General features: G+C 34.7%; 23 protein-coding genes. 8 read left to right on the top strand and 15 right to left on the bottom strand.

From position 1 onward, the window contains the following. Positions 1-281 precede the first annotated feature (281 nt). From JV528_RS06265 to cidR, 4 genes are all read right to left on the bottom strand, one after another. Entirely contained in the window at positions 282-2,021 is a 1,740-nt protein-coding gene (locus JV528_RS06265; protein WP_001062663.1) for a pyruvate oxidase, read from the bottom strand. A gap of 39 nt (positions 2,022-2,060) precedes the next feature. After that, positions 2,061-2,750: an LrgB family protein gene (locus tag JV528_RS06260; RefSeq protein WP_001001019.1), complete on the bottom strand. Its 690-nt coding sequence runs from the start codon at positions 2,748-2,750 to the stop codon at positions 2,061-2,063. Beyond that, complete coding sequence (gene cidA, locus JV528_RS06255) at positions 2,743-3,138, bottom strand: holin-like murein hydrolase modulator CidA (protein WP_000549734.1); 396 nt, start codon at positions 3,136-3,138, stop codon at positions 2,743-2,745. The genes JV528_RS06260 and cidA overlap by 8 nt, the downstream gene beginning before the upstream one ends. 212 nt (positions 3,139-3,350) lie before the next feature. After that, complete coding sequence (gene cidR / locus JV528_RS06250; protein WP_000351761.1) at positions 3,351-4,229, bottom strand: cidABC operon transcriptional activator CidR; 879 nt, start codon at positions 4,227-4,229, stop codon at positions 3,351-3,353. A gap of 166 nt (positions 4,230-4,395) precedes the next feature. Between cidR and JV528_RS06245 the strand changes: the two genes are divergently transcribed. Then, the gene (locus tag JV528_RS06245) at positions 4,396-4,614 is read left to right on the top strand and encodes a sterile alpha motif-like domain-containing protein (RefSeq protein WP_000011686.1); all 219 of its coding nucleotides are present in this window, start codon (positions 4,396-4,398) and stop codon (positions 4,612-4,614) included. A 388-nt stretch (positions 4,615-5,002) separates the two neighbouring features. Beyond that, on the top strand, positions 5,003-5,434 hold the full coding sequence (locus tag JV528_RS06240; RefSeq protein WP_000455861.1) for a CHAP domain-containing protein: 432 nt from the start codon (positions 5,003-5,005) through the stop codon (positions 5,432-5,434). Between the two features lie 140 nt (positions 5,435-5,574). Here the strand turns inward: JV528_RS06240 and JV528_RS06235 are convergent, their stop codons facing one another. Next, a complete protein-coding gene (locus JV528_RS06235) occupies positions 5,575-6,855 on the bottom strand; it encodes a hydroxymethylglutaryl-CoA reductase, degradative (protein WP_001191005.1) in 1,281 nt (426 codons plus the stop codon). Between the two features lie 254 nt (positions 6,856-7,109). Here JV528_RS06235 and JV528_RS06230 point away from each other — a divergent pair, with 254 nt between their 5' ends. Then, positions 7,110-8,276: a hydroxymethylglutaryl-CoA synthase gene (locus tag JV528_RS06230; protein WP_000151980.1), complete on the top strand. Its 1,167-nt coding sequence runs from the start codon at positions 7,110-7,112 to the stop codon at positions 8,274-8,276. Between the two features lie 170 nt (positions 8,277-8,446). Here JV528_RS06230 and JV528_RS06225 read toward each other — a convergent pair whose 3' ends face one another. Beyond that, positions 8,447-8,968 (bottom strand): methylated-DNA--[protein]-cysteine S-methyltransferase, encoded by a 522-nt coding sequence (locus JV528_RS06225; RefSeq protein ID WP_000262603.1) that lies wholly within the window; start codon positions 8,966-8,968, stop codon positions 8,447-8,449. A 362-nt stretch (positions 8,969-9,330) separates the two neighbouring features. On the opposite strand from JV528_RS06225, the gene clpL reads away from it, so the two are divergent. Continuing rightward, positions 9,331-11,439: an AAA family ATPase gene (clpL, locus tag JV528_RS06220; protein ID WP_204177318.1), complete on the top strand. Its 2,109-nt coding sequence runs from the start codon at positions 9,331-9,333 to the stop codon at positions 11,437-11,439. Between the two features lie 66 nt (positions 11,440-11,505). Here the strand turns inward: clpL and JV528_RS06215 are convergent, their stop codons facing one another. The 4 genes from JV528_RS06215 to farE form a co-directional block, all read right to left on the bottom strand. Continuing rightward, positions 11,506-11,676 (bottom strand): FeoB-associated Cys-rich membrane protein, encoded by a 171-nt coding sequence (locus JV528_RS06215; protein WP_000022350.1) that lies wholly within the window; start codon positions 11,674-11,676, stop codon positions 11,506-11,508. A 12-nt stretch (positions 11,677-11,688) separates the two neighbouring features. After that, positions 11,689-13,683 (bottom strand): ferrous iron transport protein B, encoded by a 1,995-nt coding sequence (feoB, locus tag JV528_RS06210; protein WP_000432916.1) that lies wholly within the window; start codon positions 13,681-13,683, stop codon positions 11,689-11,691. 11 nt (positions 13,684-13,694) lie between these two features. Continuing rightward, entirely contained in the window at positions 13,695-13,922 is a 228-nt protein-coding gene (locus tag JV528_RS06205) for a FeoA family protein (RefSeq protein WP_000932073.1), read from the bottom strand. Positions 13,923-14,137: 215 nt separating this feature from the next. Continuing rightward, a complete protein-coding gene (gene farE, locus JV528_RS06200) occupies positions 14,138-16,627 on the bottom strand; it encodes a fatty acid efflux MMPL transporter FarE (protein WP_001051436.1) in 2,490 nt (829 codons plus the stop codon). A gap of 143 nt (positions 16,628-16,770) precedes the next feature. On the opposite strand from farE, the gene farR reads away from it, so the two are divergent. Continuing rightward, positions 16,771-17,319 (top strand): fatty acid efflux pump transcriptional regulator FarR, encoded by a 549-nt coding sequence (gene farR / locus JV528_RS06195; RefSeq protein WP_000665224.1) that lies wholly within the window; start codon positions 16,771-16,773, stop codon positions 17,317-17,319. A 76-nt stretch (positions 17,320-17,395) separates the two neighbouring features. Here farR and JV528_RS06190 read toward each other — a convergent pair whose 3' ends face one another. The 3 genes from JV528_RS06190 to JV528_RS06180 all read right to left on the bottom strand — a co-directional run bounded on the left by JV528_RS06190 (position 17,396) and on the right by JV528_RS06180 (position 20,009). Continuing rightward, positions 17,396-17,563, bottom strand: a complete 168-nt coding sequence (locus JV528_RS06190; protein WP_078061130.1) for a hypothetical protein — start codon at positions 17,561-17,563, stop codon at positions 17,396-17,398. 111 nt (positions 17,564-17,674) lie between these two features. Then, positions 17,675-19,219 carry an L-glutamate gamma-semialdehyde dehydrogenase gene (pruA, locus tag JV528_RS06185; RefSeq protein ID WP_000259692.1) on the bottom strand — a complete coding sequence of 515 codons (1,545 nt, stop codon included), beginning with the start codon at positions 19,217-19,219 and terminating at the stop codon, positions 17,675-17,677. A gap of 190 nt (positions 19,220-19,409) precedes the next feature. Further along, positions 19,410-20,009: a sugar O-acetyltransferase gene (locus tag JV528_RS06180; protein WP_000136494.1), complete on the bottom strand. Its 600-nt coding sequence runs from the start codon at positions 20,007-20,009 to the stop codon at positions 19,410-19,412. 238 nt (positions 20,010-20,247) lie between these two features. On the opposite strand from JV528_RS06180, the gene cwrA reads away from it, so the two are divergent. The 3 genes from cwrA to copZ all read left to right on the top strand — a co-directional run bounded on the left by cwrA (position 20,248) and on the right by copZ (position 23,577). Further along, positions 20,248-20,439 carry a cell wall inhibition responsive protein CwrA gene (cwrA, locus tag JV528_RS06175; RefSeq protein WP_001221404.1) on the top strand — a complete coding sequence of 64 codons (192 nt, stop codon included), beginning with the start codon at positions 20,248-20,250 and terminating at the stop codon, positions 20,437-20,439. Between the two features lie 239 nt (positions 20,440-20,678). Further along, a complete protein-coding gene (locus tag JV528_RS06170; RefSeq protein ID WP_065316498.1) occupies positions 20,679-23,087 on the top strand; it encodes a heavy metal translocating P-type ATPase in 2,409 nt (802 codons plus the stop codon). A 283-nt stretch (positions 23,088-23,370) separates the two neighbouring features. Further along, positions 23,371-23,577 carry a copper chaperone CopZ gene (copZ, locus tag JV528_RS06165; protein ID WP_000076663.1) on the top strand — a complete coding sequence of 69 codons (207 nt, stop codon included), beginning with the start codon at positions 23,371-23,373 and terminating at the stop codon, positions 23,575-23,577. An 89-nt stretch (positions 23,578-23,666) separates the two neighbouring features. On the opposite strand, the gene JV528_RS06160 is transcribed toward copZ, so the two are convergent. Then, positions 23,667-24,665, bottom strand: coding sequence for a D-lactate dehydrogenase (locus JV528_RS06160; RefSeq protein ID WP_000161375.1), 999 nt, complete (start codon positions 24,663-24,665; stop codon positions 23,667-23,669). A 22-nt stretch (positions 24,666-24,687) separates the two neighbouring features. After that, positions 24,688-25,842 (bottom strand): aminotransferase class I/II-fold pyridoxal phosphate-dependent enzyme, encoded by a 1,155-nt coding sequence (locus tag JV528_RS06155; RefSeq protein WP_000625067.1) that lies wholly within the window; start codon positions 25,840-25,842, stop codon positions 24,688-24,690. Between the last annotated feature and the right edge of the window lie 283 nt (positions 25,843-26,125).

The raw sequence follows: 26,125 nt of genomic DNA, 5'->3' as shown, positions 1-26,125 counted from the left end.
AATTTCCGCTTCCATGTACAAAAAAGCAGGCATGAACAAACAAGACTATTCTCATAGTACGGTTGTTTGCTCATGCCTGCATTACCAGTAACACGCAAGTGATATGTAATTCATAGATATTATACATATTTGTAAAAGCGTTTTCAACAACTTTTTCACAATTTTATCATCAATGCAGTACAATCATTTGTGATAAATAAACAAAACGGCAATTCCCATTTTGTTGAAATAGAAATTACCGTTTTTATAGTTCAATTCAATTGTGATAACCTTTCAATCAGTTATAAGAAACGTTTTGCTGCAACTGAAATAGGTGGAATTTGATCTAAATCTAAATATTTATCTTCAGTAATAGATCTAAATGCCCATTTACCATAACCAAGCGCTTCTTCATTTACAATTTTACCTGGTAATGGCGCAGCATTAGGATCAACATAAACATCTACAATTGTTGGTACATCTTGTGCTAGTGCCTCTTCTACAATAGCATCTACTTCGCTAGCACTTTTAATTGTATAACCTTTACCACCTGCTGCTTCAGCAAATTTGGCATGATCCATATCAGAGAAATCAACCGCATATTCTAATTCACCAGCAGCTTGTTGTTCATATTTAATAAACGCTAATTGCTTATTATTTAGAACAAACACTGTTAAAGGTAAATCATATTGTACAGCTGTTGCAAAGTCCTGCATCACCATTTGGAATGCACCGTCACCAGCAATTGCGATGGCTTGTCTATTTGGATATGCAATTTTTGATGCCATTGCACCTGGAAGACCGCAACCCATTGTACCTAACCAACTTGAAATGATGAACTTGTTATTTACACCAAGGTTTAAGTATCGAGTTGACCAAACTGTTGCTGTACCTACATCTGCTGAAATCACTGCATCATCTTTAATAAATTTATTGATTGATGCCATTAATCGTTCTGGACGTAATGGTTTACTATTATTATTTTTATCTTGTTCCATCCATTTATCCCAAACCGCTTTACGTTCTAACGTTTTGTTTAAGAATGGTCTTTCAGCAACATGTTTAATATTTTCAGTTAACTGATGCAACGCAATTTTACTATCTCCAACAATTCCCACATTAATATTGAAACGATGTCCGATATTTTTAGGATTTGTGTCAATTTGAATGGCTTTAATATTTTTCTTAGGTAAGTAATCCACATATGGATAGTTTGTACCAACCATAATTAATAAATCCGCTTCCTGCATTGTTTGATAAGATGTTTTGGTACCGATTTTACCTAAGTTACCGATACTATATGGATGATCATCCGGTAAGATTGTTTTAGCTGGTAATGAATGAATGACAGGAATTTTAGCCATTTCAATAAATTCACGTAGCTCATCTTTCGCATGTTTCGCACCTACACCAATTAACATGACAGGCTTTTTACTTTTATTAATTAGTTTAACCGCTTTTTTGATGTCTTTATATTTTGGTGATACAACTGTTGGTCTTGATGTATCTACTGGTTTATTCGTTGTATCTTTAATTTTTTCAGTTAATAAGTCGTTAGGACAAATAACAACAGCGACACCTTTTTGTTCATATGCCGTACGAATTGCTTCGTTAACGATTTCAAACACATTGTCACCTTTTTCAATTTGGTGATTATAAACGGCTACATCTTCACATAATTTTTGTAAATTTGTTTCTTGGAATGCTTTCGTTCCAAGTGCTGTACTATTCGTTTGTCCAGATAATATTAATTGCGGTACATTATCCATTTTGGCATCGTACATACCATTTAATAAATGAATTAAACCAGGGCCACCGATACTTAATGCCACACCGATTTTACCAGTTAATTTTGTGTAACCAGCAGCCGCTAAGCTTGCTACTTCTTCATGACGTACATGATAAAATTTAAATTGATCTCTCACTGTACGTAAACTATCGACAACTGCATCGATTGAGTCTCCTGGAATACCATACAAGTGATCTATATCCCATGCTTGTAATGCTTTAACTAATGCTTCATTTGCTTTTATTTTTGCCATTATTACTAATAGCCTCCCTTTCTTAGTGTCTTTTTCTAATTAGTAAAATAGTAAGATCAGAACAGGTATTAACACTGAACTAATAACTGCAGTTAAAATCATCCCAATTGAACTAAATGCACCGGATTCAATATCCATTTCTAGTGCTTTAGCTGTGCCAAATGCATGTGACGCATTCCCATACGTTAAACCTTTGGCGATAGAAGATTCAAATCTTCCAAATCTTAATAACATCGAACCTAAAATACTACCGATTAAACCCGTTGTGATAATAAAAAGTACGGTCATCGTATCTGTACCACCTAGTTCATGTGACACTTCGATACCTACTGCGGCTGTTATAGATCGGGGCAATAACGTTACAATGACGTCTTTAGAATAGCCAAATGCTTTAAGTGTTAAGAACACTAACATGAAATTCAGCATGACGCCAGTTAATACACTTGCAAAAATGATAGAGACATTGTCTTTAATTTTCTCTCTATTTTTATAAAGTGGGTACGCTAAACATACGACCGTTGCGTTTAAAATATGGTTGATCCAACTGCCACCTTTCATATACCCGTTATAACTAATTCCAAAGATAAGTAAGACAAAAATAATTCCTAAAGATGCAATTAATGCTGGATTCAAAAATGGGTTCGGATATTTTTGTTGTAACCTTTTAGCGAAATAATATAAAACGACAGTCAACAAAATCATTAATAAGGCTTGCACGTAATCATTCATAAGCGTCTACACCTTTACGATGTTTATGTTTAACAGACATTTTTTCAGCAATATAACCTGATGATAATGCAACGATACATGTTCCTATGATAATGACTGCGAAAAAGAGTATATAATTTAGTGTAATTTCGGAAGCAACATCCATAATACCTACAACTGACGGTATGAAGAAAAAGACCATCGTCTTTAATAAAAAGTTTGCACCGTCTTCTACCCAAGTTAGCGGTACAATCTTAAATTGTAATAGTAAATAAAATAAAAATAGACCAACAATACTGCCGGCTAAGGGAAGATGAAAAATCTTTTGAATTTCTGTGCCAATATAAGTAATCACAATGATGATTCCTAGTTGTAGTAGTAGTTTGATTATTAATTGGACTTTGTGCATGGCGCCATCCCTTTCTAAATATGTCTAAATTGTTACAATAACTATTATAAAGATGGCGTACACAATATAAAAATACTCTTTTTTTATAGTTTGTATTACTATTTTCTATGGAAACGCTCTCTAAATTTCACTTCATTTTCACAAAAAAACACTCATTATTTCAATGACCCACGTAATGATGCGCCTTAAATAATGAGTGCTGTATTAATATGTTAGCCTAAACGATCTTTCAAAAATTCTATCCATTTCGTTGTGGCATGACTTAATTGTTTATCCTTCTTCCAAACAACACCTAATTCCCAATGTACATGCGCATCTTCAATGCGTAGTAGCTTCACATCTCCATTTAGTTGCTCTGAAATTGATGTTGGTAAAATACTAATACCTAATTCATTCGTAACTAAATCTTCTATAACATGCCATTGTGAAATTTGCGCTACAGTATTCGGAACAAAGCCAACGTTTTTAGCATTTTCAATAATTTTATCATTCAAGTAAAAGTCTTTATTAAATAAAATGAAGTCTTCACCTGCTAAATCTTCGAGTTTAACGGTTTCATATTTTGCGAGTCGATGCTCTCTGCTCACGATAAGTCGCAAATCTTCCTTATCTAGGGTAGTATAATCGAAAATATGATGATCGACTGGCAAAGTGGTCACGCCTATATCTACTTCATCATTGATAATTTGCTGCTCAATCGTTTTTCCGCCATTTTCTATTAAATTATATGTAACATTTGGATATTGTTGATGGAATGCACCAAGAATATTGATAAGAATCTTCATATTCATGACTGCCGACATGCCCATGTTTATATGCCCTGTTTCCAGTCCATTCAAGCGTTCCATTTCAGATGGTAAATAATCATACAGCGCAACAATTTCTTTACTTTTCTCATAAAAAATTTGACCTGCATCGGTAAGTATTAAATGTCTTTTACTTCTATCAAATAAGGGCGTGCCCATTTCATTTTCAATATCTTTAATTGCTTTACTAATTGTAGGTTGTGCAATATATAATGATTTGGAAGCATTAGTCATGCCTCCTTGCTTTACGACTTCAATAAAATATTTCATATGTTTGATATCCACTAACATCATCCTAACTATTTCAACACGTTTATTTCATTATACACAACTTCTTAAACATTCAATAAATTTAGATTTATAAAATTGCTTTATAAAAAGTTTCATGTAAAATACACATTCTTTTATGTTATTATAATAATGGCTCAAGTATATTAATCGAGGTGAGGTATTGAGCTTTTACGAATTTATGCAAAATTTTCTTGGTGATGACACACCATTAGGTGAATTGGTTGATTGGATTAATCAAGATAGCAATTTCCCTAGAGAAGTGAAGAGCCATAGTGAAATATTGTCATATTTTCGAACAAATCCATGTCCTGAAAGCATCTCAGTACCTGTAATTAAACGGGCACTATCAGTTTTCAACCAATTCACAAATGTACAATGATACATGAATACATGGAGTCACATCATCTCATGTTAGCGCTCTGATTGCAGGGCGCTATTTTTAATGCTATCGCTTCATTTATTGTGTTGTGATTGCTATTTTCTTTCAGTTATAGAATCAGGTATCTTTTCTTTTAAATCATTTTATATTTTCCCACTAGTATCTGCTGTTAATCAATCCTGACATCCTTGTATCACTATGACAATTAATTGTTAGATACATGAATTTCTACATTTTATGAAAAAATACATTTTTATTACAATTTAACACTTTATATGACAACTTCATTACAGTTACTTTTATTGTTGATTGCTTGCATTGTTTTCTAAAAAATTTTGTTATCATAAATAACGTTGAATAAAGAAAAAAATTAACTTGGGAGATAAAAATGGAATATAAAAAGATACTAATTCGTTTATTAATTGCTTTTGCAGTACTTTTCTCAGCAGATTTCACTTATCAATCCGTCGAACAAACGCATCAATCGCATGCCGCAGTTAATTATTATAGTAAAAACCAATGTACATGGTGGGCATTTAAACGTCGCGCACAAGTCGGCAAACCTGTTTCTAATAGATGGGGCAATGCTAAAAATTGGTATTACAATGCACGTAAATCAAAATATGCGACTGGTCGTACACCAAGAAAATTTGCTGTCATGCAATCAACTGCAGGATATTATGGACATGTCGCAGTTGTTGAACAAGTATATAAAAACGGTAGTATTAAAGTTTCAGAATACAACTTTTATCGCCCATTAAAATACAATACACGTGTACTAAGCAAAAAGGCAGCACGTAACTTTAACTATATTTACTAATCAAAAAACTTCTATCACGAACGCTTCAAATTCCTGTATGCGTGTGATAGAAGTTTTTTATTTTTTGTTCATATTAATTTATCTAAGCGCTACGATGGACTGACTTAAACTTTTCTTTAAAAATCGCTATTCGCATTTGATTACTGTTGGCTTCTTAAATCTTGTAAAATGCGTTCAGCTACTTGTGTATTCGCACGAGGTTCTTGCTTCAATGCTTCAGCTACTTGCGCAATTTCATCACCTTTTGCACCTACAACAATAGCTAAAGATTTATATTGCAAGCTCATATGGCCTTGCTGGATACCTTCGGAAACGAGCGCGCGACATGCTGCAAAGTTTTGCGCTAAACCAACGGCAGCAACTACATGACCTAATTCTTGTGCTGAATCTACATTTAGCAATTCTAAAGAAGCTTTAGCAATTGGTAATACTTTTGTACCACCGCCAACGATTGCCAATGTCATAGGCACTTCTATTGTACCAATTAAACGTTGACATTCTTGATCGTATCTCCATGTTGCAATACCACGATATTGTCCATCTCTACTAGCGTATGCATGCGCACTTGCTTCTGCACCACGCGTATCATTTCCTGTTGCTAAAACAACGGCATGTATGCCATTCATAACACCTTTATTATGTGTTGCAGCACGATGAATATCAACTTGTGCCAATACAGAAGCACGTTCCATTCGTTTGGCAACCTCTTCTCCAGTTCTCTCGCCCCTTGCTAAATCTTTAACGTCAATTTCGCCTTGAACTTTAACAACGGACGCTGTTGCATGATTGGATAAAATACTCATTAAAATGTCGCTTTGCGGAAATTCATTTTTTAAAAATGCAGTTATGGCCTCTAAAATCGTATTAAGCATATTAGCGCCCATAGCATCTTTCGTATCAACAAATACTTTTAAAGATAGTAACTGTTGCTCAGGAAATGTATCAATAGCTATACGTTGGTAACCACCACCACGCGCTTTAATAGAAGGATATGCCTCATCCGCAATTTTATGAATTTGCTTTTCTAAAGCTTTAATGTCTGCTGATAATTTTTCAGTATCGTCAACGCCATCAAAGACGATTTGACCTATCATAATACGTTCAGAAGATACCGTTTTAAATCCGCCAGTCTGATTCACTAGCTTTGCACCATAACTAGCTGCAGCGACAACTGAAGGCTCTTCCACCATCATAGGTACAACATATGCCTTATCGTCCACAATGATATTCGGTAATAATCCAACGGGTAATGCACCTTGCGCGATGACATTTTCAATTAAACTATTTGCTACTTCCTCATCAATTAATGGATGATTCAATAAAATGTTGAATTGCTCTTCTGATAACCATTGCTTATCTACCAATTGTTGTAACTTTTGTTGACGAGATAAATGTCGGAAATTCTTATCTAAACTTTGCATGGACATACTCCTTTTACTTCACATAATTTTTTAACATTTCAATCACTACTATTTTTACCATAAAATAACGTTATTCGTCTTAAAATTCAATTGAATAATTGTTGTTTTAACTATAAAATAAAGCAAGGTAAATTAAAACGCTTACAAGAAACGTCAAATCATTTTTAAATTTAGTGTATTTCTTTGTATAAGATTAGCATATTCTGATATGATACAAGTGTTGCTTTTATAAATTTGAAAGGATGTAAAACCTTATGACAATAGGTATCGACAAAATAAACTTTTACGTTCCAAAGTACTATGTAGACATGGCTAAATTAGCAGAAGCACGCCAAGTAGACCCAAACAAATTTTTAATTGGAATTGGTCAAACTGAAATGGCTGTTAGTCCTGTAAATCAAGACATCGTTTCAATGGGCGCTAACGCTGCTAAGGACATTATAACAGACGAAGATAAAAAGAAAATTGGTATGGTAATTGTGGCAACTGAATCAGCAGTTGATGCTGCTAAAGCAGCCGCTGTTCAAATTCACAACTTATTAGGTATTCAACCTTTTGCACGTTGCTTTGAAATGAAAGAAGCTTGTTATGCTGCAACACCAGCAATTCAATTAGCTAAAGATTATTTAGCAACTAGACCGAATGAAAAAGTATTAGTTATTGCTACAGATACAGCACGTTATGGATTGAATTCAGGCGGCGAGCCAACACAAGGTGCTGGCGCAGTTGCGATGGTTATTGCACATAATCCAAGCATTTTGGCATTAAATGAAGATGCTGTTGCTTACACTGAAGACGTTTATGATTTCTGGCGTCCAACTGGACATAAATATCCATTAGTTGATGGTGCATTATCTAAAGATGCTTATATCCGCTCATTCCAACAAAGCTGGAATGAATACGCAAAACGTCAAGGTAAGTCGCTAGCTGACTTCGCATCACTATGCTTCCATGTTCCATTTACAAAAATGGGTAAAAAGGCATTAGAGTCAATCATTGATAACGCTGATGAAACAACTCAAGAGCGTTTACGTTCAGGATATGAAGATGCTGTAGATTATAACCGTTATGTCGGTAATATTTATACTGGATCATTATATTTAAGCCTAATATCATTACTTGAAAATCGTGATTTACAAGCTGGTGAAACAATCGGTTTATTCAGTTATGGCTCAGGTTCAGTTGGTGAATTTTATAGTGCGACATTAGTTGAAGGCTACAAAGATCATTTAGATCAGGCTGCGCACAAAGCATTATTAAATAACCGTACTGAAGTATCTGTTGATGCATATGAAACATTCTTCAAACGTTTTGATGACGTTGACTTTGACGAAGAACAAGATGCTGTTCATGAAGATCGTCATATTTTCTACTTATCAAATATTGAAAATAACGTTCGCGAATATCACAGACCAGAGTAATCTGTGTATTTGAAAGACATTTAAATACAACCTAAAAACAGCAGTAAGACAGCTTCTCATTGAAATCGTCTTACTGCTGTTTTCTATTTATAATGCTTCGTCTTGAATGAATTCATTATGCCTATTTGACATATTATTGAAGTTTTCCTATTGCCTGGATCCTTTATACGTTACGGCTTCGTGCTATGTTTTGGTACATAAAGCTTTGACATATCGATATTCTCCAACTCTAACAGCTTAATTTTATTATTAATCGTTCCACCGAATCCTGTTAAGCTACCCGTTTTACCGACAACACGATGACATGGCACGATAATAGATAATGGATTACTTCCGACTGCACCTCCAACCGCTTGGGCTGACATTTTTGGCTTATCAAGTACCTTGCCTACTTTTTTGGCAATAGCACCATACGTTGTTAACGTCCCATAAGGAATCCGTCTTAATTCATTCCAAACACACTGTTGAAAATGACTACCTGTTGGCTTTAAAGGTATTGTGATTTCAGGATTGTCCCCTTTAAAATACGCGTCTAACCACTGTGTCGCCTCTTTAAATATCGCTAAAGACGTATTTTCTTCCCTAGTACTATCATCTTGTTGATTTTCAAACAAAACAGCGGTCAGACTTACCCCATCACTCACAAGTTCCAATCGTCCTACAGGCGAATCATAGTAACTCTTATATACCATAAACACACACTCCTTTTGCATCATCATACTATTCATTTAACTTTATGAAAATGATTAACACTTTATGCTTTATCAAGATCAACTATTCACTTCCAAATCAAAATTCACATAGACTACCAACACAATATACCATTTCTTAATTAACTATGTATCAACACATACATTTCTTAACCATTGATTAATATTTACTTTTAAATTCTTACTTACTTCAAAAATTACACAAAAAGTTCATAAAGTGCCTACAATGCGCCGTTTTTAAAACTACAATCGTGGAAAAATAGAATTGCCATTGTTTATAGTTTGCATATAGTTTCAATGTATTTTCTTTTACTTATTAGTTTAAAATTTTAGAGGTGATGTTTATGAATAACAATTTTTTCAATAGTGACTTCGATTCTATTTTGCGAAGAATGATGCAAGACATGCAAAACTCAAATCAGACTAGTAACAAGAAATACTATATTAATGGTAAAGAAGTTTCACCGGAAGAATTAGCACAATTTACGCAACAAGGTGGTAATCATTCTGCCGAACAAAGTGCGCAAGCTTTTCAACAAGCAGCACTAAGACAACAAGGTCAACAAAGTGGCAATGGCAATTATCTAGAACAAATTGGTCGTAACTTAACGCAAGAGGCTCGTGATGGATTATTAGATCCAGTCATCGGTCGTGATAAAGAAATCCAAGAAACTGCAGAAGTCTTAAGTAGACGCACTAAAAACAATCCTATCCTAGTCGGAGAAGCTGGAGTTGGTAAAACTGCGATTGTCGAAGGTTTAGCGCAAACAATCGTTGAAGGGAACGTACCTGCAGCAATCAAAGATAAAGAAATTATATCTATAGATATTTCATCGCTTGAAGCTGGAACGCAATATCGTGGCGCCTTTGAAGAAAACATCCAAAAGTTAGTTGAAGGCGTTAAATCATCACAAAATGCTGTGCTCTTCTTTGACGAAATTCACCAAATCATCGGTTCCAGCGCAACAGGAAGTGATTCCGGTAGTAAAGGGTTATCTGATATTTTAAAACCAGCATTAAGTCGTGGTGAAATTTCAATTATAGGTGCAACAACTCAAGATGAATATCGCAATAATATCATGAAAGACGCTGCATTAACGCGCAGATTTAATGAAGTGCTTGTTAGTGAACCAAGCGCTAAAGATACTGTTGAAATTTTAAAAGGTATTCGCGAAAAATTTGAAACACACCATCAAGTCAAATTACCTGATGACGTATTAAAGGCATGTGTAGACTTATCCATTCAATATATTCCACAACGCTTATTACCTGACAAAGCAATCGATGTATTAGATATTACAGCTGCACATTTATCTGCACAAAGCCCTGCTATTGATAAAGTCGCGACTGAAAAACGTATTTCTGAATTGGAACATGATAAGCGTAAAGCTGTAAGTGCTGAAGAATATAAAAAAGCAGATGACATTCAAAATGTAATTAAATCTCTACAAGATAAATTAGAAAACAGTAATGGTGAACATACTGCAGTAGCAACGGTGCACGATATTTCTGATACCATTCAACGATTAACTGGTATTCCTGTATCTCAAATGGATGCCAATGACATTGAACGTTTAAAAAATATTTCTAGTCGTTTAAGAAGTAAAATCATCGGTCAAGATAAAGCTGTAGAAATGGTTTCTCGTGCCATTCGTCGTAATCGAGCTGGTTTTGATGATGGCAATCGTCCAATTGGTAGCTTCCTATTTGTCGGTCCTACTGGTGTTGGTAAAACAGAGCTTGCCAAACAGTTAGCCATTGATTTATTTGGTAATAAAGAGGCACTGATTCGACTTGATATGAGTGAATATAGTGATACTACTGCTGTTTCTAAAATGATTGGTACAACTGCTGGTTATGTCGGTTATGACGATAATTCAAATACATTAACTGAAAAAGTACGACGCAATCCATATTCAGTCATTCTATTTGATGAAATTGAAAAGGCTAATCCACAAATATTAACATTATTACTACAAGTGATGGATGATGGTAATTTAACAGATGGTCAAGGTAACGTCATCAACTTTAAAAACACAATCATTATTTGTACGTCAAACGCTGGTTTTGGTAACGGTACAGACCAAGAATACGATGACATTATGCAAGAAATGAAAAAATTCTTCCGCCCTGAATTTCTTAACCGCTTCAATGGTATTGTGGAATTCTTACACCTAGATAAAGAGTCACTACAAGAAATCATTAATTTATTGTTGGATGATGTCCAAGTAACATTAGATAAAAAAGGTATTACGATGAATGTCTCTCAAGATGCAAAAGATTGGTTAATTGAAGAAGGTTATGATGAAGACTTAGGCGCACGCCCATTAAGACGTATTGTTGAACAACAAGTGCGTGACAAAATAACAGATTATTATTTAGATCATACAGACGTTAAACATGTGGATTTAGATATCGAAGACAACGAATTAGTCATCAAAGGTAAATCATGATACTTTAACATATAGCGTATCAAAAAATGAGCATCAGGACGCCCTCTCCTGTGCTCATTTTTAAAATTATTTCCCAGGAAAATGATTCGCTGTGTGTTGTTCTGTTCCACAACAATCACGATCAATGTCACATGTACCACATTTTCCTTGTTTCGAACGTTTGAAAAATTTAACTAACGTATACAAGGCATATCCGAAAATTGCTAAAAAAATTAAAATGTTAATAATGATTGACACTTTAACCACTCCTTAAACAAATAAATGTCCGACTTGATAAAAAATGAATGTTAAGACATATGCAGTGACTAGAGGATAGGCAACTGCAAGTGCCGTCCATTTCCATGAATAAGTCTCTTTACGGATTGCTGCCACTGTAGAAACACAAGGAATATACAATAGTATAAATATCATAAATGCATACGCAGATAGCGGTGTGAATTGATTTTGAATCACATTAACAAGGCCTGCATCACCTGATGAATAGATAATCGCCATCGAACTTACGATAACTTCTTTTGCTAAAAATCCTGGCACTAACGTAGCACCTGCTTGCCATGTTCCAAATCCGAGCGGTTGCACTAACATACCAAAGAAGCTACCAACCATATGTAAAAAACTTTGATTGATATTCACATTGATACCATGTGGCCCTACATAACTTAATAGCCAAATGACTACTGAGCCGCCAAAAATAAATGTACCTGCTTTACGAACAAAGCCCTTAGCCTTTTCCCAAGTACTACGCCACAACGTTTTAATGGAAGGCACACGGTATGTTGGCAATTCCACAATAAAGATTGCATTATCATTTTTTAAAACCGTCTTAGTAAGTACTGTACTAACTAAAAATGCCATAATAATACCTAAAACATACAAGCTTAATACTACTAAAGATTGATTCTCTTTGAAAAAGATACCTACGAACAACGCATACACTGGCAGTCTAGCAGAGCATGACATGAATGGTGCAATTAATATCGTTGTTAAACGCTCTTTTTCATTTTCAATACTGCGCGCAGCCATAATACTCGGTACGTTACAACCAAATCCGATAATCATCGGTATAAAAGACTTCCCGCTTAAACCGAACGATTCCATAATACGATCCATTAAAACCGCAATACGTGCCATATAACCTGAATCTTCTAATAAAGATATAAAGAAAAAGAGCACAACAATTTGTGGTACAAAGACTAATACTGATCCTACACCAGCAATAATGCCATCTGTAATTAAATCTTGTAAAAATGGTATAACGCCAAGATAATTCATAATCGTCTTCACACTATCTGTAAATGTACCACCTATAAATGCATCGAGTTGATCCGACAAAGGTGTGCCAATCCATGTAAATGTAGTTTGAAAGATCAACCACATAATCGCTAGAAAAATAGGCATCCCTATATATTTATGTGTTAATATCTTGTCTATTCTAGAGCTGAAATATTGCTTATCTTCATCTGGATACGTTACCACGTCTTGCAATAATGTCTCAATATAATGATTGCGTATACGCTCCATCTCTCGACGAACAGATACAGCCCCTACTTGTTCAGCAACTTGATAACGTAAACTCGACAATTTATTTACAACCTCTGAATTAAGTTCGTTTGCAATTTGCATGTTATTTAATAAGAATTGAATCGCAATAAACCTAGCTTGATACTTATCATGAGATGTCTCTGTCATTATTATTTGACACATATTTTTAATTGTCTCTTCAATCTTCTCACCATAATTGATTTTAAAATGCGGTCGATACCCTTCCCCTAGATGCTTTATTTCGCCAAGTAAATGTTTAGTTCCTTTGCCTGTACGTGCCACAACTGGAAAAATAGGTGTTTTTAACTTTTTCATCAATTTATGATAATCGATTTTTATCCCGCGCTTTGTAGCTACATCGATCATATTTAATCCGATGTATATTGGTTGATTAAGTTCTAACAATTGTACTGTTAATTGCATATTTCTTTTTAGTTGACTCGAATCAACAATGTTAATGATTCCTGAAAATGAATCGTTTAATAAATAGTCTGTCACTACAGTTTCATCTTTAGAAATCGGCGATAAATCATATGTACCTGGTAAATCAATTAATTGTCCTACATTTTCTTTTAGCTTCCCTACTTTTTTCTCTACCGTTACGCCACTCCAGTTGCCTATATATTCATACGAACCAGTTAAAGCGTTAAACAAAGATGTTTTACCAACATTAGGATTTCCTAAAATACAATAATTTTCCATTCGTCCGACTCCTATTCTTCTAATGCAATAGAACAAGCATCGCAATGTCTAATACTTAACTGTTGTCCGTTTACTTCAATAATGCATGGCCCTTTAAATAAACATTTTTGTTTAATCGTTATGATAGCGTCATCTGTTAACCCAAAGGCACTTAGACGATACAACATATTCTCATTAGCAATATCCATTCGCTTTATTTTATAAGCCTTATTCATTTCACCATTTTTAATGTTTAACATACTATTTCGCTCTCCTATTAGAAATAATAATCATTATCACTTAAAAATCATAACCCTTAAAATTGTAGCTCGCAATACTTTATTTAAATAAATTTCATTTTTCATGTAAAATTTGTGACATTGCAAAAATATTTTGTATAATCGCTTCCATGCAAAAAACCTCCGCTTCAAATGTCATTGATAGACATTTAAAGCGGAGGCATGTACATGTTATTTTATGATTTATTTCTTAAGTTTTTTTCTAACAATTGATTGAGTTTTTCAATATTTTTATTCAACTGTTCTATATTCGTTGCTTGTTGTTTTGAATTTAGTTGATGCTTGTTTTGATAATCCATTAAAGCATCATATAAGAACAATGGATTCGTCGTTTGCTGTTTCACTTCTTGGTACAATGCCATCGTTTTATCATCTAGTACTATTGAACGTGCATCATCTTGCCCATGTACATCTTGATGTTTCGATACATTTGTTGCACCTTGTGGATATACTTTAAAGGTTGTGTCGTATGTTTCCTTACTATCTTTAGCTTCAGATTCCTGTGATTCAACCGTTTTATATTTTTCAAGTGCATGTCCTTCAATATCAACTCGTGGAATAATACGATTCAACCATGCTGGTAAATACCACGAACCTTTTCCAAACAATTTAGTTAATGCAGGAATTAACATCATTCTGACTACGAAGGCATCAAAGAGTACACCAAACGCTAATGCCATACCCATTGATTTAATCATGACATCTTCTTGGAATACAAACGCAAAGAAGACACTAAACATGATTAATGCAGCTGCTACAATAACAGGACCACTTTCTTTCAATCCTACTTTGATAGAATAATCATTATCCCCTGTTTTACTATATTCTTCATGAATTCGCGACATAAGGAAGACTTCGTAATCCATTGCTAAGCCGAATAGTATACCAATTGTAATAACCGGCAAGAAGGCTAGCATTGGTCCTGTCGTTTCTATGCCGAATAATCCTTTCATAAAGCCATCTTGCATTACAAAGGTTGTAAAACCTAGTGTTGCCATTAATGACAAGACGAATCCTAAAACTGCTTTTAACGGTATTAGAATTGAACGAAAGACAATCATTAATAAGAAAAATGCCAATACAACAATTACTGTTGCAAATAAAGGTATCGCCTCATTTAACTTTTTAGACATATCAATATTAATGACACTTTGTCCTGAAATCTCCGTTTTGAACCCATATTTATCTTGTGCATCTTTATGATAATCTCGTAAATCATGCACTAAATCGTTTGTACTCTCTGCATTAGGCCCTTGCTTAGGTATCACGACCATCAAAGCGTAATCATTATCTTTACTCATTTGTGGCGGAGTAACAATATCTACATTTTTCTTATCTTTAATATCTTTATACACAGATTGTAAATCTTGTTGTAATCCTTGTGGATCATCTTTTTTATCTTTAACGTTAATCAGCATCGGTATTTGGCCATTAAATCCTTCACCGAACTTATCTGAAATAATATCGTAAGCCTTTTTCTGAGTAGAATCTGCTGGCTTTACGCCATCATCCGGAATGCCTAGACGCATATGACTAACTGGAATAGCCGCTGCAACTAATATAATTAAACCTAATAATACTGCTGCAAGTGCATTACCAGTAATAAATTTAGACCACGGCGTATCAATATCTTTTTTAAAATTAGACTGCAATTTGTTCACTTTAATGCGTTTATGGAAAATGCTAATTAACGCAGGTAATAAAGTCAGTGCACTGAATACAGCAAATATAACACTAATTGCCGAAGCAAACCCCATCACTGCTAAGAAATCTATGCCAACTAGCGATAAACCACATACGGCAATCACAACTGTCACACCAGCGAAGATGACTGCACTACCTGCTGTTCCCACTGCAAGTCCGATACCTTTAACATAGTCTGTTTCAGTTTTCATTACTTGTCGATATCTAAACAAAATAAATAATGCATAATCGATACCAACAGCGAGCCCAATCATTACCGCTAAAGTTAATGTAACATTAGGTATATCAAAGACATAGGTCAATAGGCTAATAATGCCAACTCCAGATGCTAAACCAATCAATGCACTTATAATTGGTAATCCTGCAGCAATGACTGAACCAAATGTAATCAATAACACTACAAATGCAACAATGATACCAACTAGTTCAGAATTACCGCCTACTTCTGTAGAGGTCATACCTGTTCCTGTTAATTCAGTCTGTACATTATGATTGTCACGCAAATCTTTTAAATGACTTTTAATATTATCTCTAGAATCATCTTTCAAAGATGTTTGACTCACGTTATATGTGATATCTGCAAATGCCGTTGTTTTGTCTTTACTAATTTGCTTATTTTCGTATGGATCTGATACTTTATCAATGTGCTTGTCATCTTTTTTAATATCATCTAACGTTTTCTTAATATCTTTAGTGATACTCGGTTGCACAATACCATCATCTTTAGTCGTCTTAAAGACCACACGAATTTGTGCCTTTTCACTATCTTGATTAAAATGCTTTTCAATCTTTTCATTCGTGTCTAATGACTTTAAACCAGTCATTTTAATATCATTATCAAATTTCGGTGCATTTGTAGCAATTGGTATAAATATTGCAGCTACAATAATTACCCATGCGATTAATGTGGACCACTTATGCTTTGCGATAAATGTACCCATCTTGTATAAAAATTTCGCCAAATATATTGCCTCCCTTTAAAATCAACGTTACAGTTTAACTATACAGTGTAGATTATTGTTCGATTATAGTATCTATAACCAACCTCTTAAAGAACTAATTTTTGAATTCTGTATTTTAAACTACATATTAAGGAGAAATGTAGATGAAAGAGACCGATTTAAGAGTGATTAAGACAAAGAAAGCATTGTCTTCAAGTTTGCTTCAATTGTTAGAACAACATCTGTTCCAAACAATTACCGTCAACCAAATATGTCATAACGCGCTCGTACACCGTACAACATTTTATAAACATTTTTATGATAAATATGACTTACTTGAATATTTGTTCAATCAATTGACCAAAGCATATTTTGCGACTGATATTAGTGATCGCCTTAACCACCCATTCCAAACGATTAACGATACAATTAATAATAAAGAAGACTTACAAAAAGTAGCAGACTTCCAACAAGAAGATGCAGAGTTTAATAAAGTTTTAAAAAATGTTTGCATTAAAATTATGAATGACGACATCAAAAACAATAGCGACAGAATTGATGTCGATGGAGATATTCCTAATAATTTACTATTTTATATATACGGTTCATTGATTGAAGGATTTTTACATTGGATTAAAGATGAAAAAATTGATTGGCCTAGCGAGGAAATTGATAAAATTTTCCATAAGGTAATAAATATTAAGATTAAATAGTAGATTAGAGGCTCATAAGCGTTACCAACATTCATAATAAAAACGATAGTTTACACATTAATGAATTCGTGTACTACTATCGTTTTTTATTTTTATCGTGCTTATCGCTATTAAAATAACTGATACACAACACATAAACTATGAAGAAAAAAATAAATCCGCTATCTAAATGACTTTGACTCAGTTGTTTAAATGACCAAATTACTAATACAATTCCCATTATTATTGAAATAACGTATCTCACATTCTTATACCTATAATCCTTTTCTAAAAATATGGTTGCTATTACTTAATTTTTAAAGTTATAAATAAAAAGAGCCAACCGCAATGGATGGCCCTTGTTCATTATGAAGCATTAGAACATTTCTGAAACAACCTTTTGTTCTAAGAAGTGTAATAAGTAGTCTGGGCTACCTGTTTTAGCGTCCGTACCTGACATTTTGAAACCACCAAATGGATGGTATCCAACAACTGCTGATGTACAGCCTCTGTTAAGGTATAAATTACCTACATCAAATTCGTTTACCGCTTTAATCCAATGCTCTCGATTATTTGTAATCACTGCACCAGTTAAACCGTAATCTGTATCATTTGCAACCTCAATTGCTTCATCAAAATCGTTAACTTTCACAAAGCCAACAACTGGACCAAAAATTTCTTCTTGCATGATTCTATCTTTAGATTTAAGTCCTGAAATGATTGTTGGTTCTACAAAGTAACCTTTTGAATCATCAGTGCCGCCACCTTGTTCTAATTTACCTTCTTCTTTACCAATCTCGATATAATTTTTAATCTTATCAAATTGTTTTTTATTAATAACCGGGCCCATATACGTATTGTCTACAGTATTGCCCAACGTTAATTCTTTTGTTAGTTTGATTGACTTTTCTAATACTTCGTCATAAACGTCTTTATGCACAATTGCACGTGAACATGCTGAACATTTTTGACCAGAGAAACCAAACGCTGACGTTACAATAGCTTCTGCTGCCATATCTGTATCAATATTTTCATCAACTACAATGGCATCTTTACCACCCATTTCAGCGATAACACGTTTCAAGAAGTTTTGACCTTCTTGAACAACGGCACTACGTTCATAAATTCTAGTACCTGTCGCACGTGATCCTGTAAATGTAACGAAATGCGTATCTTTATGATCAACTAAGTAATCACCAATTTCTTTCGGATCGCCAGGAACAAAGTTAACTACGCCTTTTGGTAATCCTGCTTCTTCTAAAATCTCCATTAATTTATAAGCGATATAAGGTGTATCCTCAGCAGGTTTCAATAACACTGTATTACCTGCAACAACTGGTGCTAAAGTCGTACCAGCCATAATCGCAAACGGGAAGTTCCACGGTGGAATTGTAACACCTGTACCAATTGATTTATAGAAATATTTATTGTGTTCACCTTCACGATCAAGTACTGGCTTACCTTGAGCCAAGTCCATCATTGAACGTGCATAGTATTCAATAAAATCAATACCTTCAGCTGCATCACCAACTGCTTCATCCCATGGCTTACCTGCTTCATAAACCATAATTGCTGCAATTTCCGCTTTTCGACGACGAATAATTGCCGAAACACGTAACATAAGCTCTGCACGATCATTTGCTGACCATGTTTTCCAAGATTTATAAGCTTCGTTTGCTGCTTTAAATGCATCTTCAACATCTTGTTTTGTTGCCTTTGATGCATTTGCAATCACTTGTGATGTGTCTGCAGGATTGATTGATTTAATTTTGTCATCTTTGAAAATCTTCTCTCCATTAATCACTAATGGTATGTCTTGACCTAATTCTTTTTCCACGTCTTTCAATGCTTTCTTAAACATATCCACATTTTCTTGGACTGAAAAATCGTAACCAGGTTCATTTTTAAATTCTACTACCATGTACACTTACCCCCTATAAATTTTGAAAGTGGTTTAACCCTTTGATTTAATGATATAACATCATTTAAACTCATTTTACTATGAGTAAGGTCGGTTTTGCAATCGCTTTCATTTTTGTGCTTTATACCTTTCTTCTCAAGCATTTTGAAAATGATTAGTTACTTTTTAAAATTTAGAAGCGTCATGACAACTAATTTAGTGTTTCATCGTTCAATGCTTCTGATGGTACCTCATTATCAATTTTACGAACGACTTTACAAGGATTTCCAACCGCTAAACTGTGTGGCGGAATATCTTTTGTGACAACACTACCTGCACCAATCACACTACCTTCTCCAATCGTCACCCCTGGTAACACAGCTACATGTCCGCCAAACCAAGTATTACTGCCAATATGAATGGGTCCGGCTTTTTCAAAACCTTCATTTCTATGATGAAAATTAAGTGGATGTGTTGCTGTGTAGAATCCACAATTAGGTCCAATAAAAACATTATCGCCAATTGTAATCTGTCCACCATCCATAAAATAACAATTGGTATTTACAAAGACATTTTTCCCAAGTTTAACGTTCCATCCATAATCAGTATCAAAAGGAATTGCGAGTTCGACATTGTCCGTTGTTGTTTGAAATAATTGATCGATTAATTCCTTTCTTTTATTTGTGTCACTCGGTCTTGTATGATTTAATTCAAAGCAAATATCTTTCGCTCGTGCACGTTCATTGATTAAGTCTTGATCAAAGTTTGCATCGTACCATTTTTCTGCTAACATTTTTTCTTTTTCAGTCATTACACCTTTCAACTCCTAATAACTTATTTACTTGTTTAAAAGTTAATCAAATAAACATTCGCCTATGCAACTAATTCGCTATAACATTATGAAATCATGACCTTATCACCCTTATCTATACAATTCTCACATCAAATACTGCTAAAGTAGTAGATAAATTCAATACTACAGACGCATTCATTTTTTAATCTATTAACGTACAATGTGAGTAAGAGAAATATAAAGGAGTATGATAGCGATGAGAATATTAATTACAGGCACAGTTGCTATCTTAATCATTCTAGGTTTAGTTAAAACGATACAAGATTACGAAATGACAAACGACACGAGTCGTCAGTTGTCAGACAACAAAGATGATGATAAAGTCATCCATCTTAATAATTTTAAAAATTTACATGCGAAAGAATTTAACCCATCTGATTTCTTTTAAGTCACCTAAGAATTGCAAATCCAGAAGTCATTTAAGTTTTACCTTTCATTCATACATCCTTTAATATTAATTACGACTTCTTTTATATAGATGCTAAATAGAGAGATTGTTGTGCAATGTTTGCACGGCAATCTCTCTTTTTCTTTTTAAAATTGGTAAAAGTAAAACGCAACGATTGACTTATATACCTATAGGGGGTACATTAGACGTGTAACAATGAATCACAGGGAGGCAATAATGTGGCTAATACGAAAAAAACAACATTAGATATCACTGGTATGACTTGTGCCGCATGTTCAAATCGTATCGAAAAGAAACTGAATAAACTTGATGACGTTAATGCCCAAGTGAATTTAACTACAGAGAAAGCAACTGTTGAGTATAACCCTGATCAACATGATGTCCAAGAATTTATTAATACGATTCAACATTTAGGTTACGGTGTCGCTGTAGAAACTGTCGAATTAGACATTACAGGCATGACTTGTGCTGCATGCTCAAGCCGTATTGAAAAAGTGTTAAATAAAATGGACGGCGTTCAAAATGCAACGGTCAATTTAACAACAGAGCAAGCTAAAGTTGACTATTATCCTGAAGAAACAGATGCTGATAAACTTGTCACTCGCATTCAAAAATTAGGTTATGACGCGTCTATTAAAGATAACAATAAAGATCAAACGTCACGCAAAGCTGAAGCGCTACAACATAAATTGATTAAGCTTATCATATCAGCAGTATTATCTTTACCGCTATTAATGTTAATGTTTGTGCATCTTTTCAATATGCATATACCAGCACTATTTACGAATCCATGGTTCCAATTTATTTTAGCTACACCTGTACAATTTATTATTGGATGGCAATTTTATGTAGGTGCTTATAAAAACTTAAGAAATGGTGGCGCCAATATGGATGTACTTGTTGCTGTTGGTACAAGTGCAGCATATTTTTACAGTATTTATGAAATGGTTCGTTGGCTAAATGGCTCAACAACGCAACCGCATTTATACTTTGAAACAAGCGCCGTACTAATTACCTTAATCTTATTCGGTAAGTATTTAGAAGCTAGAGCGAAGTCTCAAACAACCAATGCGCTTGGCGAATTATTAAGTTTACAAGCTAAAGAAGCACGCATTTTAAAAGACGGTAATGAAGTTATGATTCCTCTAAATGAGGTACATGTTGGAGATACACTTATCGTTAAACCAGGTGAAAAGATACCTGTTGATGGCAAAATTATTAAAGGTATGACTGCCATCGACGAATCTATGTTAACAGGTGAATCTATCCCTGTTGAAAAGAATGTTGATGATACTGTAATTGGTTCAACGATGAACAAAAACGGTACTATTACTATGACAGCAACAAAAGTTGGCGGGGACACTGCGTTGGCAAATATTATTAAAGTTGTCGAAGAAGCTCAAAGTTCTAAAGCGCCGATTCAGCGATTGGCAGATATTATTTCTGGTTATTTCGTTCCTATCGTTGTTGGTATCGCACTATTAACATTTATCGTGTGGATTACTTTAGTTACACCAGGTACATTTGAACCTGCACTTGTTGCGAGTATTTCCGTTCTCGTCATTGCTTGTCCATGCGCATTAGGACTTGCTACACCAACTTCTATTATGGTAGGTACCGGTCGCGCTGCTGAAAATGGTATTTTATTTAAAGGTGGCGAGTTTGTTGAACGCACACATCAAATTGATACCATCGTTTTAGATAAGACGGGTACCATTACAAATGGTCGTCCAGTCGTGACAGATTATCATGGTGACGATCAAACGCTACAACTACTTGCTACTGCTGAAAAAGATTCTGAACACCCATTGGCAGAAGCCATTGTCAATTATGCAAAAGAAAAGCAATTAACATTAACTGAGACGACAACATTTAAATCAGTACCTGGTCATGGAATTGAAGCAACGATTGATCATCACCATATATTGGTTGGTAACCGTAAATTAATGGCTGACAATGATATTAGCTTGCCTAAGCATATTTCTGATGATTTAACACATTATGAACGAGATGGTAAAACTGCTATGCTCATTGCTGTTAATTATTCATTAACTGGTATCATCGCAGTGGCAGATACTGTAAAAGATCATGCCAAAGATGCTATAAAACAATTGCATGATATGGGCATTGAAGTTGCCATGTTAACTGGCGATAATAAAAACACTGCTCAAGCCATTGCAAAACAAGTAGGCATAGATACTGTTATTGCAGATATTTTACCAGAAGAAAAAGCTGCACAAATTGCGAAACTACAGCAACAAGGTAAGAAGGTTGCGATGGTTGGTGACGGTGTAAATGATGCACCTGCATTAGTTAAAGCTGATATCGGTATCGCCATTGGTACAGGTACAGAAGTTGCCATTGAAGCAGCTGATATTACTATTCTTGGTGGCGACTTGATGCTTATTCCTAAAGCCATTTATGCAAGTAAAGCAACCATTCGTAATATTCGTCAAAATCTATTTTGGGCATTCGGCTATAATATTGCCGGTATCCCTATAGCTGCATTGGGCTTACTTGCGCCATGGGTTGCTGGTGCTGCAATGGCACTAAGTTCAGTAAGTGTTGTCACAAACGCACTTAGATTGAAAAAGATGCGATTAGAACCACGCCGTAAAGATGCCTAGATTCCTGAATAATGAAGGATTCGTTGGTGATTCTGAGATAGGCTAGTGATTGGCTCTATAATGTCGCGGTTTACAGTTGGATCTTCGCTCCAACTGCATAAGAGCCTGAGACATAAATCAATGCTCTATGCTCTACAAAGTTATAATGGCAGTAGTTGACTGAACGAAAATGCGCTTGTAACAAGCTTTTTTCAATTCTAGTCAACTTTGCCGGGGTGGGACGACGAAATAAATTTTACGAAAATATCATTTCTGTCCCACTCCCTAAAAGGAGGTGAATGCTATGTCACAAGAAATTTTAAATGTTGAAGGTATGAGCTGTGGTCACTGCAAAAGTGCTGTTGAATCTGCATTAAATAATATTGACGGTGTCACTTCAGCTGAAGTTAACCTTGAAAATGGTCAAGTAAGTGTTCAATATGATGACAGTAAAGTTGCTGTATCTCAAATGAAAGACACAATTGAAGATCAAGGTTACGATGTCGTTTAATTAGGCAATATTCAACGTCATCAACACCAAATTAAAAAATCGAACTGATGAGAATCCCAACAATCCAAATTATCTCATCAGTTCGATTTTTAATTTACTCGTAACCTAGTATCTCCAGTCTGCAATACATCTAATGTTGCATCTAATGCATCGACAATTAGATTTTCAACTGCAGCTTCAGTATAAAACGCAATATGTGGTGTTAATATGACATCTTCCCTGTCAATCAACGATTCTAACAATGGATCGTTCAGTGTTTTGCCCCTTTGATCACTTGGGAAAAGTTTGCGTTCAAATTCATACGTATCAAGTGCTGCACCTTTAATCACACCATTGTCTAATGCGTCTAATAACGCCTTAGTATCTACTAAAGAACCTCTCGCACAATTGACAAATACTGCGCCCTTTTTAAAATGTTTAAATAATTCAGCATTAAATAGATAATGATTATATTTCGTTGCAGGTACATGTAATGTCACGATATCAGCACCTTCAACCGCTTCCTCAATCGTATCTTTGTAATCGACATACGTTGCAATTTTAGCATTAGGAAACGGGTCATATGCGACCACATCACTTTGATAACCATTGGCAAATATATCGGCTACTACACGGCCAATTCGACCTGTACCAATAACAGCTACTTTTAAATCTTTAATGGATTTCGATAAAATAGTAGGTTCCCATCTAAAATCATGCTCTCGGACTTTCGTTTGAATTTGATTAAAATGACGAACCACATTAATAGCCTGGTTCACAGCAAACTCCGCAATTGAATTCGGAGAGTATGACGGCACATTTGACACAATCAAGTTATACTTGTTTGCTAACTCCAAATCATATGTATCAAATCCAGCACTACGTTGTGCGATTTGTTTAATACCTAGTTCATTTAATCGTTTATAAACATGCCCTGATAATGGTATTTGTTGTGATAGCGATAAGCCATCATAACCAGCGACACCTTCAACATTGTCATCAGTTAATGCTTCTTTAGTAATATCTACCTCAACATGATGTTTCTCTGCCCACGCCTTGATATAAGGCATATCTTCATCACGTACACTCATGATTTTAATTTTTGTCATTTTAACATCACCCTTAACTTTATTATTTATATAAATATGCTAATTCTGCTAATCTTATTGCAGCTTCGTCTAATTGCTGGTCATCTAACGCCAATGAGATTCTCACATAACGATTACCATTCTCTCCAAATGGTTTCCCTGGAGCAACAAGTATTGACTTCTCTTTCACTAAAAATTGCTCAAATTGCTCGCTGTCATAACCAGGCGGTGTTTCCAACCATACATATATACCACCTTTAGCATGAACAAATGGCAAATCAGCTTTTGCAAGCATGGCTTCGAATCGGTCACGTCGTGCTTTAAATACATTGCTTTGTTCTTCTAAAAAATCATCATAATGATTCAAAGCATATATTGCGGCATCTTGTAATGCACCAAACATCCCAGCATTTGTGTGCGTTTGGTACTTTTTCAAAGCTTGAATCATATCTTTATTACCAACTGCAAAACCGACTCTAAAACCTGACATGTTATAACCTTTAGACAAGGAATAAATTTCAATCGCAACATCTTTCCCATTTTCCGAAGCAAGTATACTAGGATTTTTAGCGTCGAAACCGAAAGCACCATAAGCAAAATCATGCACGATTTTAGTGTCTGTATCTTTAAATTTAGCTATCGCTTCATCAAAAACTTCTTTCGTAGCTGTCGATCCAGTTGGATTATTTGGATACGTTAAATAAATGAGTTTTGTTTTATCTATTATTTGTGAATCAACTTTGGACCAATCTGGCAAATAATGCGGCGGTTCTAAATTAAGCGGAACAGGCTTGCCATCAGCTAAAAGTACACCTGCTAAATAATCAGTGTAGCCTGGGTCAGGTAGTAATACATAGTCTCCTGGATTGATAACACATGTTGGTACTGCCACTAATCCATTTTTTGTACCATATAAAATACATACTTCATCTTCTTTATCTAACGTCACATCATATTGTCTTTGATAAAAATCTACAATGGCTTGCTTGAACATCTCTTTACCATGAAAAGCACCATATTTTTGATTTTCAGGAATAGTTAGTGCTTTTTGAAAATGATCAATAATACCTTGTGGCGTGGGCCCATCAGGGATTCCAACTGCCATATTAATTAATGGCAATGGTCCATGTTCGATTTTACGTCCCATCGTTTTCCCGAAATAACTATCAGGGATATTTGCTAATTTGTTAGAGATCATCAAATTCCTCCTCTATCATTAAACATAGCCTGGGCGACTATCATAATCCTAACAACTTGTATCACTCTCATTTAGATGGTTACAATGACATCGCCATTCACCGTTATGTTCAACAGAACTTATGACACACGTTGTATTGAATGAATTTATTTTCATTTTAGGTAGGTACAATATTATTGTCAATATTAGGAATTTTCAGATTAATATACACTCAATCGTTATGATTCAACTGCCATGCATATCCGCATGCGCAACCAGTTAGATATGCTTATATAAAGTATAA

This window comes from Staphylococcus sp. GDB20D11A (genome assembly GCF_016893255.1).
Classification (GTDB): Bacteria; Bacillota; Bacilli; order Staphylococcales; family Staphylococcaceae; genus Staphylococcus; species Staphylococcus aureus.
Note: the sequence above shows the minus strand (reverse complement) of the source record. Positions and strands in the feature narration are given on the sequence as shown.

Coding starts and splice junctions, on each gene's coding strand:
- JV528_RS06265 (WP_001062663.1), bottom strand. CDS start 2,021: ATGGCAAAAATAAAAGCAAATGAAGCATTAGTTAAAGCATTACAAGCA.
- JV528_RS06260 (WP_001001019.1), bottom strand. CDS start 2,750: ATGAATGATTACGTGCAAGCCTTATTAATGATTTTGTTGACTGTCGTT.
- cidA (WP_000549734.1), bottom strand. CDS start 3,138: ATGCACAAAGTCCAATTAATAATCAAACTACTACTACAACTAGGAATC.
- JV528_RS06240 (WP_000455861.1), top strand. CDS start 5,003: ATGGAATATAAAAAGATACTAATTCGTTTATTAATTGCTTTTGCAGTA.
- JV528_RS06235 (WP_001191005.1), bottom strand. CDS start 6,855: ATGCAAAGTTTAGATAAGAATTTCCGACATTTATCTCGTCAACAAAAG.
- JV528_RS06230 (WP_000151980.1), top strand. CDS start 7,110: ATGACAATAGGTATCGACAAAATAAACTTTTACGTTCCAAAGTACTAT.
- JV528_RS06225 (WP_000262603.1), bottom strand. CDS start 8,968: ATGGTATATAAGAGTTACTATGATTCGCCTGTAGGACGATTGGAACTT.
- clpL (WP_204177318.1), top strand. CDS start 9,331: ATGAATAACAATTTTTTCAATAGTGACTTCGATTCTATTTTGCGAAGA.
- feoB (WP_000432916.1), bottom strand. CDS start 13,683: ATGGAAAATTATTGTATTTTAGGAAATCCTAATGTTGGTAAAACATCT.
- JV528_RS06205 (WP_000932073.1), bottom strand. CDS start 13,922: ATGTTAAACATTAAAAATGGTGAAATGAATAAGGCTTATAAAATAAAG.
- farR (WP_000665224.1), top strand. CDS start 16,771: ATGAAAGAGACCGATTTAAGAGTGATTAAGACAAAGAAAGCATTGTCT.
- pruA (WP_000259692.1), bottom strand. CDS start 19,219: ATGGTAGTAGAATTTAAAAATGAACCTGGTTACGATTTTTCAGTCCAA.
- JV528_RS06180 (WP_000136494.1), bottom strand. CDS start 20,009: ATGACTGAAAAAGAAAAAATGTTAGCAGAAAAATGGTACGATGCAAAC.
- cwrA (WP_001221404.1), top strand. CDS start 20,248: ATGAGAATATTAATTACAGGCACAGTTGCTATCTTAATCATTCTAGGT.
- copZ (WP_000076663.1), top strand. CDS start 23,371: ATGTCACAAGAAATTTTAAATGTTGAAGGTATGAGCTGTGGTCACTGC.
- JV528_RS06160 (WP_000161375.1), bottom strand. CDS start 24,665: ATGACAAAAATTAAAATCATGAGTGTACGTGATGAAGATATGCCTTAT.
- JV528_RS06155 (WP_000625067.1), bottom strand. CDS start 25,842: ATGATCTCTAACAAATTAGCAAATATCCCTGATAGTTATTTCGGGAAA.